General features: G+C 35.3%; 15 protein-coding genes. 6 read left to right on the forward strand and 9 right to left on the reverse strand.

Annotated features, from left to right (window positions below):
• Nucleotides 1-52: 52 nt before the first annotated feature.
• Together DDD_RS07730 and DDD_RS07735 are read right to left on the reverse strand one after the other, a co-directional pair.
• Nucleotides 53-931: a hypothetical protein gene (locus DDD_RS07730; RefSeq protein WP_015362253.1), complete on the reverse strand. Its 879-nt coding sequence runs from the start codon at nt 929-931 to the stop codon at nt 53-55.
• A 21-nt stretch (nt 932-952) separates the two neighbouring features.
• Nucleotides 953-1,435 (reverse strand): RNA methyltransferase, encoded by a 483-nt coding sequence (locus DDD_RS07735; protein WP_015362254.1) that lies wholly within the window; start codon nt 1,433-1,435, stop codon nt 953-955.
• Between the two features lie 150 nt (nt 1,436-1,585).
• On the opposite strand from DDD_RS07735, the gene DDD_RS07740 reads away from it, so the two are divergent.
• A complete protein-coding gene (locus DDD_RS07740) occupies nt 1,586-3,040 on the forward strand; it encodes a sensor histidine kinase (protein WP_111474653.1) in 1,455 nt (484 codons plus the stop codon).
• Nucleotides 3,041-3,042: 2 nt separating this feature from the next.
• Here the strand turns inward: DDD_RS07740 and DDD_RS07745 are convergent, their stop codons facing one another.
• From DDD_RS07745 to DDD_RS07755, 3 genes are read right to left on the reverse strand one after another with little or no spacing between them, the layout of a single operon-like run.
• Nucleotides 3,043-3,357: a hypothetical protein gene (locus tag DDD_RS07745; RefSeq protein ID WP_015362257.1), complete on the reverse strand. Its 315-nt coding sequence runs from the start codon at nt 3,355-3,357 to the stop codon at nt 3,043-3,045.
• Entirely contained in the window at nt 3,354-4,520 is a 1,167-nt protein-coding gene (locus tag DDD_RS07750) for a sensor histidine kinase (RefSeq protein ID WP_015362258.1), read from the reverse strand. The genes DDD_RS07745 and DDD_RS07750 overlap by 4 nt, the downstream gene beginning before the upstream one ends.
• Before the next feature lie 53 nt (nt 4,521-4,573).
• Nucleotides 4,574-4,924 (reverse strand): hypothetical protein, encoded by a 351-nt coding sequence (locus tag DDD_RS07755; protein WP_015362259.1) that lies wholly within the window; start codon nt 4,922-4,924, stop codon nt 4,574-4,576.
• Nucleotides 4,925-5,273: 349 nt separating this feature from the next.
• Between DDD_RS07755 and DDD_RS07760 the strand changes: the two genes are divergently transcribed.
• The 3 genes from DDD_RS07760 to DDD_RS07770 all read left to right on the forward strand — a co-directional run bounded on the left by DDD_RS07760 (nt 5,274) and on the right by DDD_RS07770 (nt 7,722).
• Nucleotides 5,274-5,684 (forward strand): BrxA/BrxB family bacilliredoxin, encoded by a 411-nt coding sequence (locus tag DDD_RS07760; protein ID WP_015362260.1) that lies wholly within the window; start codon nt 5,274-5,276, stop codon nt 5,682-5,684.
• A gap of 214 nt (nt 5,685-5,898) precedes the next feature.
• Nucleotides 5,899-6,642, forward strand: a complete 744-nt coding sequence (locus DDD_RS07765; protein ID WP_015362261.1) for a lysophospholipid acyltransferase family protein — start codon at nt 5,899-5,901, stop codon at nt 6,640-6,642.
• Nucleotides 6,643-6,717: 75 nt separating this feature from the next.
• The gene (locus tag DDD_RS07770; protein ID WP_015362262.1) at nt 6,718-7,722 is read left to right on the forward strand and encodes an acyl-ACP desaturase; all 1,005 of its coding nucleotides are present in this window, start codon (nt 6,718-6,720) and stop codon (nt 7,720-7,722) included.
• A 225-nt stretch (nt 7,723-7,947) separates the two neighbouring features.
• Here the strand turns inward: DDD_RS07770 and recQ are convergent, their stop codons facing one another.
• The 3 genes from recQ to DDD_RS07785 form a co-directional block, all read right to left on the reverse strand.
• Entirely contained in the window at nt 7,948-10,110 is a 2,163-nt protein-coding gene (gene recQ, locus DDD_RS07775; protein WP_015362263.1) for a DNA helicase RecQ, read from the reverse strand.
• Nucleotides 10,111-10,426: 316 nt separating this feature from the next.
• Nucleotides 10,427-11,035: a hypothetical protein gene (locus DDD_RS07780; RefSeq protein ID WP_015362265.1), complete on the reverse strand. Its 609-nt coding sequence runs from the start codon at nt 11,033-11,035 to the stop codon at nt 10,427-10,429.
• A gap of 114 nt (nt 11,036-11,149) precedes the next feature.
• Nucleotides 11,150-11,740: a carboxymuconolactone decarboxylase family protein gene (locus tag DDD_RS07785; RefSeq protein WP_015362266.1), complete on the reverse strand. Its 591-nt coding sequence runs from the start codon at nt 11,738-11,740 to the stop codon at nt 11,150-11,152.
• An 80-nt stretch (nt 11,741-11,820) separates the two neighbouring features.
• Between DDD_RS07785 and recJ the strand changes: the two genes are divergently transcribed.
• Nucleotides 11,821-13,518: a single-stranded-DNA-specific exonuclease RecJ gene (recJ, locus tag DDD_RS07790; protein WP_015362267.1), complete on the forward strand. Its 1,698-nt coding sequence runs from the start codon at nt 11,821-11,823 to the stop codon at nt 13,516-13,518.
• A gap of 21 nt (nt 13,519-13,539) precedes the next feature.
• On the opposite strand, the gene DDD_RS07795 is transcribed toward recJ, so the two are convergent.
• The gene (locus DDD_RS07795) at nt 13,540-14,292 is read right to left on the reverse strand and encodes a UDP-2,3-diacylglucosamine diphosphatase (protein ID WP_015362268.1); all 753 of its coding nucleotides are present in this window, start codon (nt 14,290-14,292) and stop codon (nt 13,540-13,542) included.
• A gap of 278 nt (nt 14,293-14,570) precedes the next feature.
• Between DDD_RS07795 and DDD_RS07800 the strand changes: the two genes are divergently transcribed.
• Nucleotides 14,571-15,707 carry an ATP-binding protein gene (locus DDD_RS07800; RefSeq protein ID WP_041567024.1) on the forward strand — a complete coding sequence of 379 codons (1,137 nt, stop codon included), beginning with the start codon at nt 14,571-14,573 and terminating at the stop codon, nt 15,705-15,707.

Here is a 15,707-nt window from a genome sequence, read left to right on the forward strand (position 1 = left end):
CAAAGCCGTTAGGAAGTATTCTTAACGGCTTTGTTCGTTTTAAAAAGTAAGGTTACAATAATTGAAAGCCATTTTTGTCATGAGTAAATTCCGCTAGAATATCTTTTGCTTGTGATGTAGTAATCTCCAAATATTTGATAATGACGTCTATTTCGGTTTTGCTCTCGTTTCTAGGTTGTACCGATACGTTTTCAGCTTTTAGGTACTGTTTATTTTCTTCAGGCAAGTAGTAAATTTTGAATTTACTATGTCGGTTTGCTTTTCCTTTCTCAAAATCTCTTAAAACCTCAAGGGGATTAGATTGAATCTGTGCTGCTGCCAGATCACCAGAGCCTATCGACCTAAAATCTTTATGTAAGGTGTATTGGTCATAAAATTTATTGTATTGGTTAGAGATAGGTAAGGGAACGTATCTAAGAACCGCTAGAATAGGAGTGGCGATAATAATTCCCGCTTCAATAAGCCAAATGAACAATAAAGCATAATCTGTTACTTGAGTTCTAAAAACTTCGTAAGCTCCGTATTGATACAATTCAAAAAACAGTTCTTTTTCTAAAGAATTATAGAAAAGCCACCCTAAAGAACCTAAATACCAGCTTATGTCTGGTAATCCATCAAAGACTAAAAACCCTAGATAAGCTGTCCACTGAAAGTATAAGGTTAAAAGCCCCATAAAAATAGCAAGCCCCATTCTAATTTTATAGTTACTTACCTTACTGAGCTTACATAATACTAACACGGTGTATCCCATTACAATTCCTAGACCGATGACTAATAATACATTGATATAAATAATTGGACTGATGTAATTAATGGCGCTGTAAACATATCCCAATACTAATGATAAGAATACGACTGCAAGAACGCTTAGGAGTAAACTAGGCGCATGATATTTTCCAGATTCTTGATAGTATTTTAATTGATTATTCATATTTGTTTATCGTTTTTATATTTAAATAGCCTTACCATCAATGTAAATGCTGGTTCCTTTCACACTGCGATCATACATAATGATACTACCGGCGACCGCTACGTTAAGGCTTTTAGGAGTATTAAATTTTATAATATGTTGCGACTTTTCTAAAGCTGTATTTGGTAAACCATGATCTTCTGCACCCAATAGATAAACACAATTACGTGGATGTTTAAACTCTTCTAATGCGATGGCATCATCGGTGAGTTCTATTCCTATGAGCATCGCTCCTTTAGGTAGATGAGTCTGGAAATCTTGAAAAGTTTTGTAATGAAAATAAGGAATAGCACCTACTGCATTATGCGTGTCACAAGCTTGCTTTGCATAACGTTTGCCGATTGTAAAAATAAAATTAGCCCCTAGATTTTGAGCTGTGCGCCATAAAACACCTAGGTTTTCTGGGGTTTTACCGTTCATAATCCCTATACCGTAATATCCTTGCTCTAGATTATCTATTTTCATAATGCTAAGTTATTCAATTATCGATGGACATTTAATTTTTGAGAGAATGAAATTGGTTCCGCTTTCGCGAAAGCGGATGCTTTACCTACTAATTAGGATAAATTATGTAACTCAATCGCAACTGGCTCAATTATTGCTATTTTTACCTCAATGAAATTGTACACGAATAGTCTTAGAAATCGCATCTTCTTTTCCATGGTAGTACTCACCATAGTTGCGAGTGTTCTTATTGCTGGAATGTCTATTTATCAGTTCAAAGAACAGGCTAAGGATTACCATGAAAAAAGATTGTTTCGTAAAGAGATTGCTATCAAAAAAGATATTGCAAATGAACTTAGGGAAACAGATTATGAAATTACTACTGAAAACCTTCCTTTAATTTTTAGAGAAAGAATAGCAGGAATAAGCACCGTTCACGGAATGCAGGTTAATATCTATGACTTAGAAGGTAGATTAAGAAAAAGCTCTAGAACTCAGTTTAAGACAGACAGTTTAAGAAGTCAGGTTTCTAAAGAGATTTTACAAGAACTTGATAACGCTGAAGATGGTCGATATGTAAGAAGGTTTGAGCTGGATGGACAAAGCTATCGATCGAGTTATTCTTACCTCACTGATAATAAGTTTAAGAATATCGCAATTCTTAATTTGCCTTACATAGAAAACGATGATTTCATGAGTTATGAACTCGAGGAGTTCTTGAAGCGATTAAGTCTTGTATATACCTTAATGTTCTTGATTTCCCTGGTTTTAGCTTATTTCTTAGCACGTTATATTACAAGGTCTATCAGGAGTATTTCTGACAATTTAAAAGAGCTCGACATTTCAAAACGAAATAGAAAACTAGAAGTAGACCATAAAGGAACAGAAGAGATCAACACTTTGGTGGAATCTTATAACAAAATGGTAGAAGAATTAGAGGAAAGTGCGGTGAAGCTAGCAACAAGTGAGCGAGAGCAAGCATGGCGGGAAATGGCAAAGCAAGTAGCTCACGAGATTAAAAACCCATTAACGCCTATGCGATTAACGGTACAGAGCTTTCAAAGAAGATTTGATCCTACTGACCCTAATTATAAAGAAAAGCTCAACGAGTACTCTAACTCGCTTATAGAGCAAATAGACGTTATGAGCAATATTGCAAGTGCGTTTTCCACTTATGCTGCTATGCCAGCTCAAAAAAATGAAGAAACTGATGTGTGTATGGTGACACAACTTGCATTAGATATCTTTAATGAATCTAATATTCATTACTCGTCAGATTGTGAATCGCTTAAGGCGGTTTTTGATAGAACTCAATTGATAAGAGTGGTTACAAATCTCGTCAAGAATGCCATACAAGCAACTGATGTAAGCCACGAAAATAAAATTGAAGTTTCTGTAAAGCACGATGATTTAAAAATTTACATCATTGTATCTGATTCTGGAACAGGGATCCATCCTGATTTTGAAACGAAAATATTTGAACCTAAATTCACTACAAAAAACAGTGGTATGGGCTTAGGTCTTGCAATGGTAAAACAAATCGTAGAAAATTTTGAAGGTTCTATTGATATGGAAACCGTCTACGGTCAGGGAACTACTTTTACGGTTACCTTACCCAGAAGTTAATATCAATATAATCTAATATTGTAATCTTTCAAATACATGTAGATATAGGATTTTAAATTAACAACTGCTGATTTAAAATCAACTCGAGCTGTTTCTTTAAATCTTAAGGCATCTTCATCTCTTTTTATTTCATCGTTTACGGACTGTAAGATTTGTCTAACAAGTTCTTTAAGTGGTTCTTCTTTATTCATTCCTGTAACCTGTTCTAAATCTATATAGTCATCGCACACGGTTTCATACTCTGCTATTAGTACTTGAACGGCTGGTTCAGATAGTAGTTGCTGCTGGTCTTCAAAAATTTCTTTTACCGTTTTCATACTGCGGTAGTTTTTTGTATTCTATTTAATGTGATCTCAAATGTAGTTCCTTGATCTTTCTTACTGTCTAAAACTCTGATTTTTCCATTATGGTAATCTTTAATAATACGTTGAGCTAAGGATAGTCCTAAACCCCAACCGCGCTTTTTAGTAGTAAAGCCAGGTTTAAATACTTGATTCCATTCGCTTTTAGGAATTCCTTTACCGCTATCCTTTATTTTAATGAATATATTATAAACATCTGCTCTGAGGTAAATGGAGATCTCTCCTTTTCCTTTCATTGCATCAATACCATTTTTGATGAGGTTCTCAATAACCCATTCAAATAAAGGTTCATTCAACTTCACTGCAATAGGTTGATCTGGCAAGTCCACATCAAATTTCACAAGTTTAGAGGTTCTATTGGCGATGTAATCGGTTGCTTTTTGAGTTTGTTCTACTATATCTACTTCTACAAGTTTAGGAATAGAACCTATTTTTGAGAAGCGATCTGTAATCATTTTAAGTCTATTGATGTCCTTTTCCATTTCATCAATGTAAGTTGGGTCTACCTCTGTATCTCTTAAAATAGTGGTCCAGCCTACCAAGGAGGAAAGAGGTGTTCCTATTTGATGCGCACTTTCTTTTGCCATTCCAGCCCAGAGTTTATTTTGTTCACTAGCTTTATTAGAGCGATAGAAAAACCAGATCACAGAGAAAAATAAAAACATAATGACTACCAGTGCCATTGGGTAATATTTTGTTTTTGTAATTAAATCACTGTTTCCATAGTAAATGGTGGTAAAAGGCTTGTCCTCAAAGTAAGTGACTATGGGCTGATTTTCTTTTTTATAGACTTCTATAAGGTCCATTAACTTTAGACTATCTTGTTGAATGTGTTCTGGTAAATTGTTAGAAGTAATTTGACCTTTATTATTTACCACAATCATGGGAACAGTGCTGGTATTGGTTATTACGGTAAGACCTAGTTCACCTAGTTCGGCATTTAGTTTTTGATTATCAAGATCTTTTTGTGCAATCGCAAATTCACGAATATTTTTACGTTCGTTTTCCTTTAATTGTTGGAAAAAATCATAAGTATTCCAGAAAATAAGTGATGTAAAAAATACTGCAGCAACAATCATTGCCCAGCGGTATACATTTTTATTTGAGGTAAAATCCATTAAGAAATCTGAGTTTTATAAGAAATACAACGTCTTGTTAAGTAATTTATTGATTAATCCCTTTTTACAATTAGATAATAATCATCGTCCATAGGTAGGTAACCTTGATCATAAATAAAATAATAGACCGTTCCTTTTTTAGTAGTATAAATACTGGTGAAAAATGTAAAGTCAAATCCTGCTGCAAGTAGTTTATTCCTACTTACTTTGGTTTTGTCCTTAGGATTTAGTTCTTGTAAAACACGATAGTTTTTGCGTAACCTGTTATTAATATTACGCATGAGTGCTGTGCTGTCGCGATTTAATTTATTGTGTGCAACATTACGGCAATAATCACTACAGTATATTTTATCGGCCCTACCACGTACTTCTTCTTCACATTCAGGACATTTTCTCTTAGACATATTTGAAATACTATCTTCTAAAGGTACTAAACATTTACAAATGGATGAAAGGAACTTGAAGTTGAACTCGAACCTGAATCTGAATTTGAAATCTACAACAGTAATGAAATCCTTTCTTCATAATCGTTACTAATAATCCTTAATCTATAGTGTAAAAATTTCAATAAATTTATTTTGAGTTCTCTACTATTATTAAAACTTAACTCACCAACTCACCAACTCACCAACTCACCAACTCACCAACTCACCAACTCACCATTAACAAAACCATTCTTATAATAAACTTAAATGATCATAGAATTATTTTATATAGTTGCATAAGTCTTTACCTTTGTAAAAAATTAAAATTATGTACCCAGCAGAATTAGTTCAACCTATGCGTGATGATTTAGGTAACGCAGGATTTGAGCACTTATATACAGGTAAAGAAGTAACAGAAGCACTAAGCAAAGAAGGTACTACTCTAGTGGTAGTAAACTCAGTTTGTGGTTGTGCCGCTGCAAATGCACGTCCAGGAGCAAAAATGTCTTTGGAAAACGCAAAAAAACCAGATCATACAGTAACTGTTTTTGCAGGTGTTGATCGTGAAGCGGTAGATGTAGCAAGAGCTGCAATGATACCTTTTCCTCCTAGTTCTCCATCTATGGCGTTGTTCAAGAATGGTGAATTAGTTCATATGTTAGAACGCCATCACATAGAAGGAAGACCAGCAGAAATGATTGCTGAAAACCTTAAAGAAGCTTATAACGAAAACTGTTAATTAGTAATCGTTTAAAAAACTTAAAAGTGCTTTTGTGAAAACAAAAGCACTTTTTTTATTTAGTTCTTCTCATAGCTCTCTATTCAATCAGTTTTTTAATTAACCTAAAACCTAAAACCTAAAACCTAATACCTAACACCACATTTACTATGCACGCATATCGATTTAATCACATCTCGATCGTTCATTTGTAGATACAATTTACCTTTGCCAGATGCAAAAAATCATTTCATACCCTTTAACCGTTATTCACTTTCTAGTGTTTTTCTTGATATTGGTTATATTTCATCCTATACAGCTTATCTGTTATAAATTAGGAGGTTATAATCCGCATCGTAAGAGTGTTTATATACTTAATTGGTTTTTGATGCAGTCACAATTACCGCTTTTCAACACTTTTGAGATAGATTTTAAAACCGATTTGCCAGTTGGGCCATCTTACGTTTTTGTTTGTAATCATCAAAGTATGTTTGATATACCACCGCTTATTTATTATTTGAGAAATTACCATGCAAAATTCATTGCCAAAAAGGAACTCGCAAAAGGAATCCCGAGTATATCTCTCAACCTTAGAATAGGAGAGAATTGTGCTATTGATCGCAAGGATCGTAAGCAAGCTATTACAGCTTTAATCAAATTTGCTAAAAACGTTCATAAGAAAAAGCACAGTGTCGTTATTTTTGCAGAAGGTACACGCAGTCGTACTGGTGTTCCTAAACCTTTTCAAACAAATGGTTTAAAAACAATTTTTAAATATGTTCCCGATGCTGTGGTCGTTCCTGTAACAATAAATAACAGCTGGAAAGTAGATCGATATGGGAAGTTCCCTTATGGTTTAGGAAATAAAATTTCACTCACGATCCATGGACCTATTCCTATAGAAGGAAGAGATCATGATGAATTGATACAGCAAACTCAAGAAATCGTTCATAACAGTATAACTTCTACTGCGGTTTAGGGTTTGTGTTAATTCCGCTTTCGCGAAAGCGATACTAATTCTAAACGACTATCTTTACAACACAACATTGAAATAATGAATTTACCCCTTAAAAATAAGCGCATCGAGGTGATGCAATCTCTAGAGAGCAAAGTAGCATCTTTTATGGATCAATACCTGATTCCTGTAGATAAGATCTGGCAGCCAACTGATTTTTTACCAAATTCCCAGGAAGACACTTTCTTTGAAGAGGTAAAAGAATTGCGTGAACTTGCTAAAGAATTGCCTTATGATTTCTGGGTAGCCTTAGTAGGTGACACGATTACGGAAGAAGCATTGCCTACTTATGAGTCATGGTTGATGGATGTAGAAGGAATCAATCAGGTAGAAGGAAAAGGAAATATCTGGTCTAAATGGGTGCGCCAGTGGACAGGAGAAGAGAATAGACACGGAGATGTGCTGAATAAATATCTATACCTCTCTGGCCGAGTTAATATGCGTGAGATAGAAATCACAACGCATCATTTGCTTACTGATGGATTTGACATCGGTACGGATAGAGATCCTTATAAAAACTTTATCTATACTAGCTTTCAAGAATTGGCAACTTATATATCTCACAACAGAGTGGCAAAATTAGCTCGCGGATATGGTAACATTGCGCTTTCTAAAATGTGTCGCATCATTTCTGGAGACGAGATGCGTCACCATAAAGCATACAGTACATTTGTAACAGAAATCTTTAAAGTAGACGCAAGCAACATGATGATTGCTTTTAAAGAAATGATGGTACATAAAATCGTGATGCCAGCCATGTTTTTAAGAGAGTCAGGACAGTCTATAGGAGCAGCTTTTGAAGATTTTTCAAACAGTGCACAACGTATAGGAGTTTACACCGCGCAAGATTATATAGATATCATGCAAAAGCTCATTGATCAATGGGATATTGCAAACATGACGCATCTTACAGAAGAGGCAGAGAAAGCAAGAGATTATTTGATGAAACTTCCTGCGCGTATGGAACGCGTTTCTCAACGTATTAAAATACCAGAAGAGTCAGCAAAATTTAGTTGGGTAAATCCAGCACTAGTAGGAGGATAGGTACTCCATCAAATAATAATACATCAATCACAAAGGCCAAAAGTATTTTTTAGTTTTTGTGATTTTTGTTTATCTAATTTCTAACTGCTTTTTGATTAAGTTCTTAGAGTAGAATGTTAACTCAATAGTATTTGTAAAGCAACCGAATTTAAATATGCACCTTTTAAGTCCTGCGTCTTGTGTTTTGTGTCTTTCGGCGCGGCGGTCTGGTGCCTTAATCATAGATTAAACCACCATTTTCTCTTTTAACAAAGTAAGACCAACTCGCAGTGAGCCATAATCGATCTGTCCATCAAAATGTTCGTAAACTGGTTTGAGACTGTCGTAATCTTTTACTTTGTCAAAATCTTCAGCGATTAGATCGTAATCTTTTCCAGCAATCAATTTTTCTAGATCGATGTCGTTATGAGATTCATATCTTTTTGTGAGATGCGCTAGTATTGTAGACGGCTGGAACCCTCTTATTTCGGCTACTTCTTCTACCGTTTTTCCATCCCAGAAAAGCTTAACACTTTCCATTACGGTATCTTTTTTAGGGCCTGAAGCTTTTTTCTTTTTACGTTTAGGTTTTGCGACTTCTTCTCGGTAAACAAAATCTTCTTTACGAGAATCTTTCCATTCTTTGAGCATTCTTAAAAAAGGAACGCCGTACGTGTCGTGTTTATGTGTTCCTACTCCTACGATATCTGCAAATTCATTATCTTCCAGAGGTATTCTTGCCGCCATATCTTTTAACGTAGCGTCACTAAAAATCATATAAGGTGCAAGATTGCTGGAATTAGCTAGTTGTAGTCTTGTTTTACGCAATGCTTCATAAAGATCGCGATTCACTTCAGTAGGTAAAGCTTCTTGAGTTTGTTGAGCTCTTTTGGCAGCCAGTTCTTCTGGTTTAGGAATGACAGCTAGTGAGACTTTGCGACCATCAAAAAGTACTTCTTTTCCTTGTGGTGTTATTTTTAAGTGATTTTGTTCATGAAACGCAATCTCTATCAAGCCTTGATTGATCATTTGAACAATGTATTGTTGCCAGTCGTTCCATGAGGTTTCTTTACCAGCGCCATAGGTTTTAATAGCTTGAAAACCACTTTCCATTACGGCTGCATTTTGAGCACCACGCAATACATCGATCAATAAATTAAGAGAAGCTCGTTCTCCTGTTCTAACGATGGCGCTTAATGCTTTTTGAGCTTGTAAGGTAGCATCAAAGAAGTCTGGCTTGTTCAAGCAAACATCGCAGTTACCACAATCTTCATCTAGGTATTCATTAAAATAAGAAAGCAGCATTTTTCTCCTGCAAGTAAGCGCTTCAGCAAATTGCTTCATGCGCTCTAGCTTTGCTATTTGAACTTCGGCATTACCGCTTCCATCAGCAAATTTGCGCAGTTGGATCACATCTGCATAGCTGTGAAATAATAAGGCATGAGAATTTAACCCATCGCGACCTGCACGACCTATTTCTTGATAATATCCTTCAATGTTCTTGGGCATATTGTAATGAATTACAAAACGCACATTAGATTTATCGATTCCCATCCCAAAAGCAATGGTCGCACAAACTATTTTAAGATCATCTTTAATAAAGATTTCTTGAACATTTTCACGTTCTTCATGACTTAGTCCAGCATGATAAGCCGCAGCATCAAAACCGTAGGCTGTTAATTTACTGGCTATTGATTCGCAAGTTTTACGGCTCAAACAATAAATGATTCCAGACTCATCTTTGTTCTTTTTTAAAAAGCGACGCATTTGCTGTAAGCGGTTATTCCCTGGTCGCACTTCCAGCGTTAGGTTAGGACGGTCAAAGGAAGCAACATATTCCTGAGCATTTTGAATACCTAGTTGTTTTTTAATATCAGCACGAGTCGCACGATCTGCAGTGGCAGTAAGTGCGATGAGGTTAGCCTCTGGAAAACTAGTTTTAAAGTAAGACAGTTGCGTGTAAGCAGGTCTAAAATCGTGTCCCCATGTAGAGATACAATGTGCCTCATCTACAGCAATTAAAGAAACAGGAATTCCTTGTAAATGATTGTTCAATAAACCTATGCTTTCTGGAGCTGCATAAATCAATTTAAGATCACCTGACCGTAATTCTTGCAGCATCTCTTCTTGCTGCTTTGCATCTTGTGAGCTGTTGAAGTAGGAAGCAGGAATACCATTAGCTCGCAACGCATCCACTTGATCTTTCATCAAAGCAATTAGTGGCGACACGACTAAAGTGATTCCATCGAGAAGTAAGGATGGCAGTTGGAAACACATTGATTTTCCTCCACCTGTAGGCATGACCACCATTAGGTCTTTGCCAGCAATAACATCGTCTATGACTTGTTCTTGCAGTGGCCTAAAGCTATCATAACCAAAATACTTCTTAAGGAGTTCTAATTTTTTCATTCTAAATTGATTTGTATGGCGTGTAAGTACCAAAGATAGTATTTGCCCATCTTTTCTGGAAGCTTTGTTTATAACTTGAAGACGTGTTTCTGGTGTTGGAATTATTTTAAATAACCTTTTTTACAGCTACAATTTGTATTTTTCCGCTTTCGCGAAAGCGAAACCAACAACAAGCACTATGATTCATTTAGAATGTTTTAAGCTGCGGACTTCAGTCCGCAATTGTGAATTGATGAAAAAGAAAAATTAAATCAAGTAATTTTAGATTGAAAAAAGCGGCATTCTTAATTATGGTTGCTGTAAATGACTACTGAGATTAATAGAGTATAGAGTTTTCGGTCATCTCAACAGTTGCTCCTTCTATAAACTTTACAAATGATGTTTTCCGATCAGCGTTATCGTTTTTCAATTCAACCATTCCCATCCTATTTTGATTTGAGTTATTGCTATTTATTAAAAACATATATCTTCTTACGTTTTCAGAAGTTTCTAAAAATTTCAATTCTGACAGGTCAAATATGAATTGCTTGTTACGACAATAAATTATATCATCTAGAAAACCTTTCTCTACAAATAGTTGGAGTCCTTTAGCTTCTTTTGGTACTTCAAAAATTTCTCTGTTAGAAAGTTTATATAATATTTTTTGATCATTCTCAATTCTTTTTTTCTTAATATGAACTTTGTATTTAGTGGAATCACAGTAGAATCCTTCAGGAATAAATTTGGAATTTGGTTTTTCAAATCTAGTTTTCATAAATAGCCAATTGCCTTCATAGTTTAAAGATTCATTATTCGTAAGCCGCTTATAATTCTCTTCAGTATAATAAGTGGTATCTACCTTATAATCAATAGCAACTTTTTCCTTATCAACATTTTTTCTATTACATGAGATACATAAAATAACAAAAATCAGAATGTTTTTCATAATTCTTTAAGACGTTAGTGTAGATTCTATTCATTTATTTAGGCTGATTGTACTAATTATAATATTCACAGCTGTGGACTTCAGTACGCAGCTGTGAATTGATGCAATAAAAAATCAAACATGCTTCCCTACTTCAAAACCGTGTTTTCCTAAATAATGATTACCGCTTTGAATAGCATCTCCTTCTAACCTGGTTCCCATAGAATCATTCCACCTATTAAGGTAACCAAAAAGCGAAATCACACCTAACATTTCTACAATCTCACCATCATTCCAATGCTCGTGTAATCGATCTTGGATTTCTTGATTTACAGCATTAGGTACTTGACTGGCGGCAAGTGAGAAATCTAGTGCCGCACGTTCTGCTTCATTGAAAGCGGGATGCGTACGATATTCCCAGATGTTATCCAGTTGTTCTTGCTCAGCTCCATAACGCTCGGCAGCTCTTATGGCATGCGCTTGGCAATAACGGCAACCTGTGGCATTGCTAGAAACCCAAGCTATCATTCTTTTTAAAGCGCTGGTTACACGACCTTCGTTTGCCATTACTGCTTTATTGAGATTTATAAAGGCTTTAGAAATGGCTGGCCTGCGTTGCATGGTTAGTACAGAATTAGGGCAAAAACCTAATGTTTCATTGAAAAAAGCGGCAAGTTGTCCAGTTTCTGGATCGTGACTGGCGTCTAACGGTGTAACTAATGGCATAGAGAATTATATTTTACGGTAATTTAATTATTAAAGATAACAGATTTATAACAACCCATAAATGATAGTATCTTTACACCATGCGCTGGACTCTTAAACCACCACCAGATTCACAAAAACAGGCACAACTTGCTCAAGAGCTAGGTATAGACCCATTTCTTGCAGGTCTTTTAGTGCAACGTGGTGTAGACGCTTTCGCGAAAGCGAGATCCTTTTTCAGACCCAACCTAGAAGAACTGCACGATCCTTTTTTAATGAAAGATATGGATCTAGCAGTGAAGAGAGTTCAAAAAGCAATAGGAAACAATGAAAACATTCTTGTTTACGGAGATTATGATGTAGATGGAACGACTAGTGTAGCCTTGATGTCTTCTTTTTTAGAAAGCTTTTATGACCAAGTGACTACTTACATTCCAGATCGTTATGATGAAGGATATGGAGTAAGTTATAAAGGAATTGATTTTGCTGCAGACAATGATTTCTCGTTAATCATTGCGCTAGATTGTGGTGTAAAGGCTGTAGATAAAGTTGCTTATGCCAAAGAAAAAGGAATTGATTTTATAATTTGTGATCACCATAGACCTGGTAAAGAGCTTCCTGATGCGATTGCAGTTCTTGACCCTAAAAGAGCAGATTGTTCTTATCCTTTTGACGAATTATGCGGCTGCGGAGTTGGTTTTAAACTGTGTCAAGCCATTACAGAAGCAAATGAATGGGATTTTGACATATTGATTCCATATCTAGATCTTGTCGCTACTGCCATAGGCGCAGATATTGTCCCGATCATTGGTGAGAATAGAATTCTCGCTTATCACGGTCTTAATGTAATTAATATGAGTCCGCGAGCTGGTTTTGAAGCGATTATTTCTAACTTGAACAAAAGCACGCTTACCATTACTGATGTGGTTTTTATCATCGCACCACGCATTAATGCGGCAGGAAGAATGAAGCACGGTTTGCATGCTGTAGAATTATTAAAAGAAACCGATCTAGAAAAAGCAAAGGAATTTGCGGCAGGTATAGAAAACTACAATTCAGATAGGAGAGAGCTGGATCGGTCTATTACCGAAGAAGCTTTGCAACAAATCATAAGCAAAAAAGAACAAGATAATTTTACTAGTGTGGTGTATGATGCGGGCTGGCATAAAGGAGTGATAGGGATTGTCGCTTCCAGACTTACAGAATCGTTTTATAGACCTACGCTGGTGTTTTGTAAATCTGGAGATAAACTTGCTGCAAGTGCAAGAAGTGTAAAAGGCTTTGATGTTTACAATGCCTTAGAACAATGTACTGATTTTATAGAGCAATTTGGCGGTCATAAGTATGCTGCAGGGCTCACTTTACTTCCTGAAAACTATGAAAATTTCAAAGCTAGATTTGAAGAAGTAGTTTGTGCGACTATAGAAAACAAACATTTAACACCTGAGATACATATTGATTCTCAATTACCGTTAGAACGCATAACGCCTAAGTTTTATAGGATTATTCAACAAATGGCTCCTTTTGGTCCAGGAAATATGACTCCTATATTCATGACAGAAAATGTGGTCGATACTGGTTATGGAAAATGTGTGGGAAAAAATGAAGACCATTTGAAAATAAAGGTGGCTGCTCATAAAGAAGATAAAAATAATTTTAATGCCATAGGATTCAGCCTAGGCAGTAAGTCAGAGCTGATCACAGACGGCAAAAAATTTCATATTGCGTACTCCATTGATGAAAATGAATGGCAAGGAAATACCAGTTTACAATTAAGGTTGAGAGATCTCATGTCCTAAGTTTATATAAAGTGCTGATTTTTAAAATTGCTCCAGCTTAAAATCTGTACCATCAAAAACACCATAACGATACTGAGTAATCCAGTCGCCTAGATTGATGTAAGTAGAGTTCTCACCTACTTGAATTTCCATAGGTAAATGTCTGTGGCCAAATATAAAGTAGTCAAAGTGCTCTTCTTCCAGCTTGCGTTTGGCATATTGAGCCAGCCACTCGTTCTCTTCTCCTAGAAACTTAGCATCATCTTCACCAGAAATTAATTTATTTTTCACCGATAAATGCCTAGCAATGCCTACGCCTATGTCTGGATGTAGCCATTTAAAACACCATTGAAAAAATGGACTCGTAAAGATTTTTTTCATCCTTTTATAGCCTTTGTCACCTGGTCCTAGACCGTCGCCATGACCTATAAAAAACTTCTTGTTATTGAACTCAAATTGTTGAGGTTTATGATAGACAGGAATGCCCAATTCTTCTTCAAAATAACCGAACATCCATAAATCGTGATTCCCAACAAAGAAATAAATAGGGATACCGCTATCGGTAATTTCAGCTAGCCTCCCTAAAACACGTACTTGGTGCTTAGGAACTACGGTTTTATATTCAAACCAGAAATCAAATAAATCTCCTAAAAGAAATATAGCAGCAGCATCTTCTTTTACTTGGTCTAGCCAACTCAAAAATTTCTTTTCACGTGGCTTGCTCACTTCTTGAGTAGGCGCACCTAGATGGTTATCGCTAGAGAAATAAATTTTTTTTCCTTCGGGAATTTGCATAGCAGCAAAGATAGCAGAAACGTAAAAAGAAAAACAAAATCAAAAAGAAAAACAAAACTGGATATGACGTCACGCATATTCTGAGTAATCAAAGTGTATAACTTTTGACCGTAGATCGTGATGTTTTGCTTTTTAAAAAATCCAATATTGGTATTATTGAAGCTTACAAACAAGAAATACCATAGGAAAACGCTTTTGTTTAATGTATCGATAGGTCCATAACTTACTTTTCATTTTATTTTTACCTTTATTTTTTAATACAGAGTATCTTACACTTCATGATTAACAAACGTCTTCTTATTAAAAATTTATTAGCGCATAATGACGAGAATAGTTTCTATGATAAGAAGTTAAAAATTGAATTGGGCAATAAGGAAGGAAAGGCTAAATTTTTAAAACACATTTGTGCTCTTTCTAATTCTAATCCTAAAAACAACAGTTATGTAGTCATTGGTATAGACGATGAGACTAACGGAATAGTAGGAGTAGATTTTTTTGACGATTCAAAATTGCAAAACTTAGTCAATGCTTATTTGACTAATGCACCAATTATCCAATACGAGAATATTTCATTTCCTCATTTGCCAGATGGTAAAGTGGTCGGTTTGATTACTATTAGATCCCAAGATGGACTTACCGCACTACGCAAGAATATTTGGAAATATTATGGAGGTACGGTTTTCTTTAGAGATGGAAGTATTTCCATGCCTAAAGCTTTTGATGTAGAGATCAAAGACGTGAATTCTGAGTTGGTGGAGAAAATTGAAAAACAAGCAAGTAATAATATAGAACACACCCTAGATAGTGTCATAGAATTTTTAGATCGTAGAAATGACGGTTTAGAGACGCATTATAAGGTTTTTAAGGAGCAGTTTGTCATTTGCTGGTCGGGAAAGGTGAGGTTTAAAAATGATAGTAAGTATTATTATAGAGTAGATATTGAAATGATCAACGAGCAAGTGCGACTTTTCTATAGCACGCTAGATGAAGTGCAAATTACTTTTGATGATGATAGTTTTAGCATTCTTGAATTTGTAGAATTAGGTATAGGCTTGCAGAAAAAATACCACCCATTAGAACGCCAGACGTTGCGGTTTGCTCCTAATGGTACCTATAAATTGGAGAATAAAATTTTGTTTAATCCGCCCTATTATGATCGTAAAGTATTGCATCATATTTACAATACTAATCTATCGCTTTTAAATAAGATAACGATCGGTATCAAACTTAATGAGCAGGAATTAGTTGATTTAAAACAGTTGCCTGAAACCATGTTAATTTGTCAATTTAATAATGTAGGAGAGCCGGTAGATAAGATGAATTTTCACAAAAACTATTTAAAAATTTATCCTAAAGTTTATAAATCATATAAAGAAGCTTTACGTGTATTGCGTAAGGTAAAATACAATTCATAG

It is taken from the genome of Nonlabens dokdonensis DSW-6, from assembly GCF_000332115.1.
Taxonomy (GTDB): Bacteria; Bacteroidota; Bacteroidia; order Flavobacteriales; family Flavobacteriaceae; genus Nonlabens; species Nonlabens dokdonensis.

Excerpts from the sequence above, each read along its gene's own strand:
- DDD_RS07740 (WP_111474653.1), top strand. The coding sequence starts at position 1,586 with ATGAAATTGTACACGAATAGTCTTAGAAATCGCATCTTCTTTTCCATG.
- DDD_RS07770 (WP_015362262.1), top strand. The coding sequence starts at position 6,718 with ATGAATTTACCCCTTAAAAATAAGCGCATCGAGGTGATGCAATCTCTA.
- DDD_RS07765 (WP_015362261.1), top strand. The coding sequence starts at position 5,899 with ATGCAAAAAATCATTTCATACCCTTTAACCGTTATTCACTTTCTAGTG.
- DDD_RS07785 (WP_015362266.1), bottom strand. The coding sequence starts at position 11,740 with ATGCCATTAGTTACACCGTTAGACGCCAGTCACGATCCAGAAACTGGA.
- recQ (WP_015362263.1), bottom strand. The coding sequence starts at position 10,110 with ATGAAAAAATTAGAACTCCTTAAGAAGTATTTTGGTTATGATAGCTTT.
- DDD_RS07750 (WP_015362258.1), bottom strand. The coding sequence starts at position 4,520 with ATGGATTTTACCTCAAATAAAAATGTATACCGCTGGGCAATGATTGTT.
- DDD_RS07755 (WP_015362259.1), bottom strand. The coding sequence starts at position 4,924 with ATGTCTAAGAGAAAATGTCCTGAATGTGAAGAAGAAGTACGTGGTAGG.
- recJ (WP_015362267.1), top strand. The coding sequence starts at position 11,821 with ATGCGCTGGACTCTTAAACCACCACCAGATTCACAAAAACAGGCACAA.
- DDD_RS07800 (WP_041567024.1), top strand. The coding sequence starts at position 14,571 with ATGATTAACAAACGTCTTCTTATTAAAAATTTATTAGCGCATAATGAC.
- DDD_RS07795 (WP_015362268.1), bottom strand. The coding sequence starts at position 14,292 with ATGCAAATTCCCGAAGGAAAAAAAATTTATTTCTCTAGCGATAACCAT.
- DDD_RS07760 (WP_015362260.1), top strand. The coding sequence starts at position 5,274 with ATGTACCCAGCAGAATTAGTTCAACCTATGCGTGATGATTTAGGTAAC.
- DDD_RS07735 (WP_015362254.1), bottom strand. The coding sequence starts at position 1,435 with ATGAAAATAGATAATCTAGAGCAAGGATATTACGGTATAGGGATTATG.
- DDD_RS07745 (WP_015362257.1), bottom strand. The coding sequence starts at position 3,357 with ATGAAAACGGTAAAAGAAATTTTTGAAGACCAGCAGCAACTACTATCT.
- DDD_RS07780 (WP_015362265.1), bottom strand. The coding sequence starts at position 11,035 with ATGAAAAACATTCTGATTTTTGTTATTTTATGTATCTCATGTAATAGA.
- DDD_RS07730 (WP_015362253.1), bottom strand. The coding sequence starts at position 931 with ATGAATAATCAATTAAAATACTATCAAGAATCTGGAAAATATCATGCG.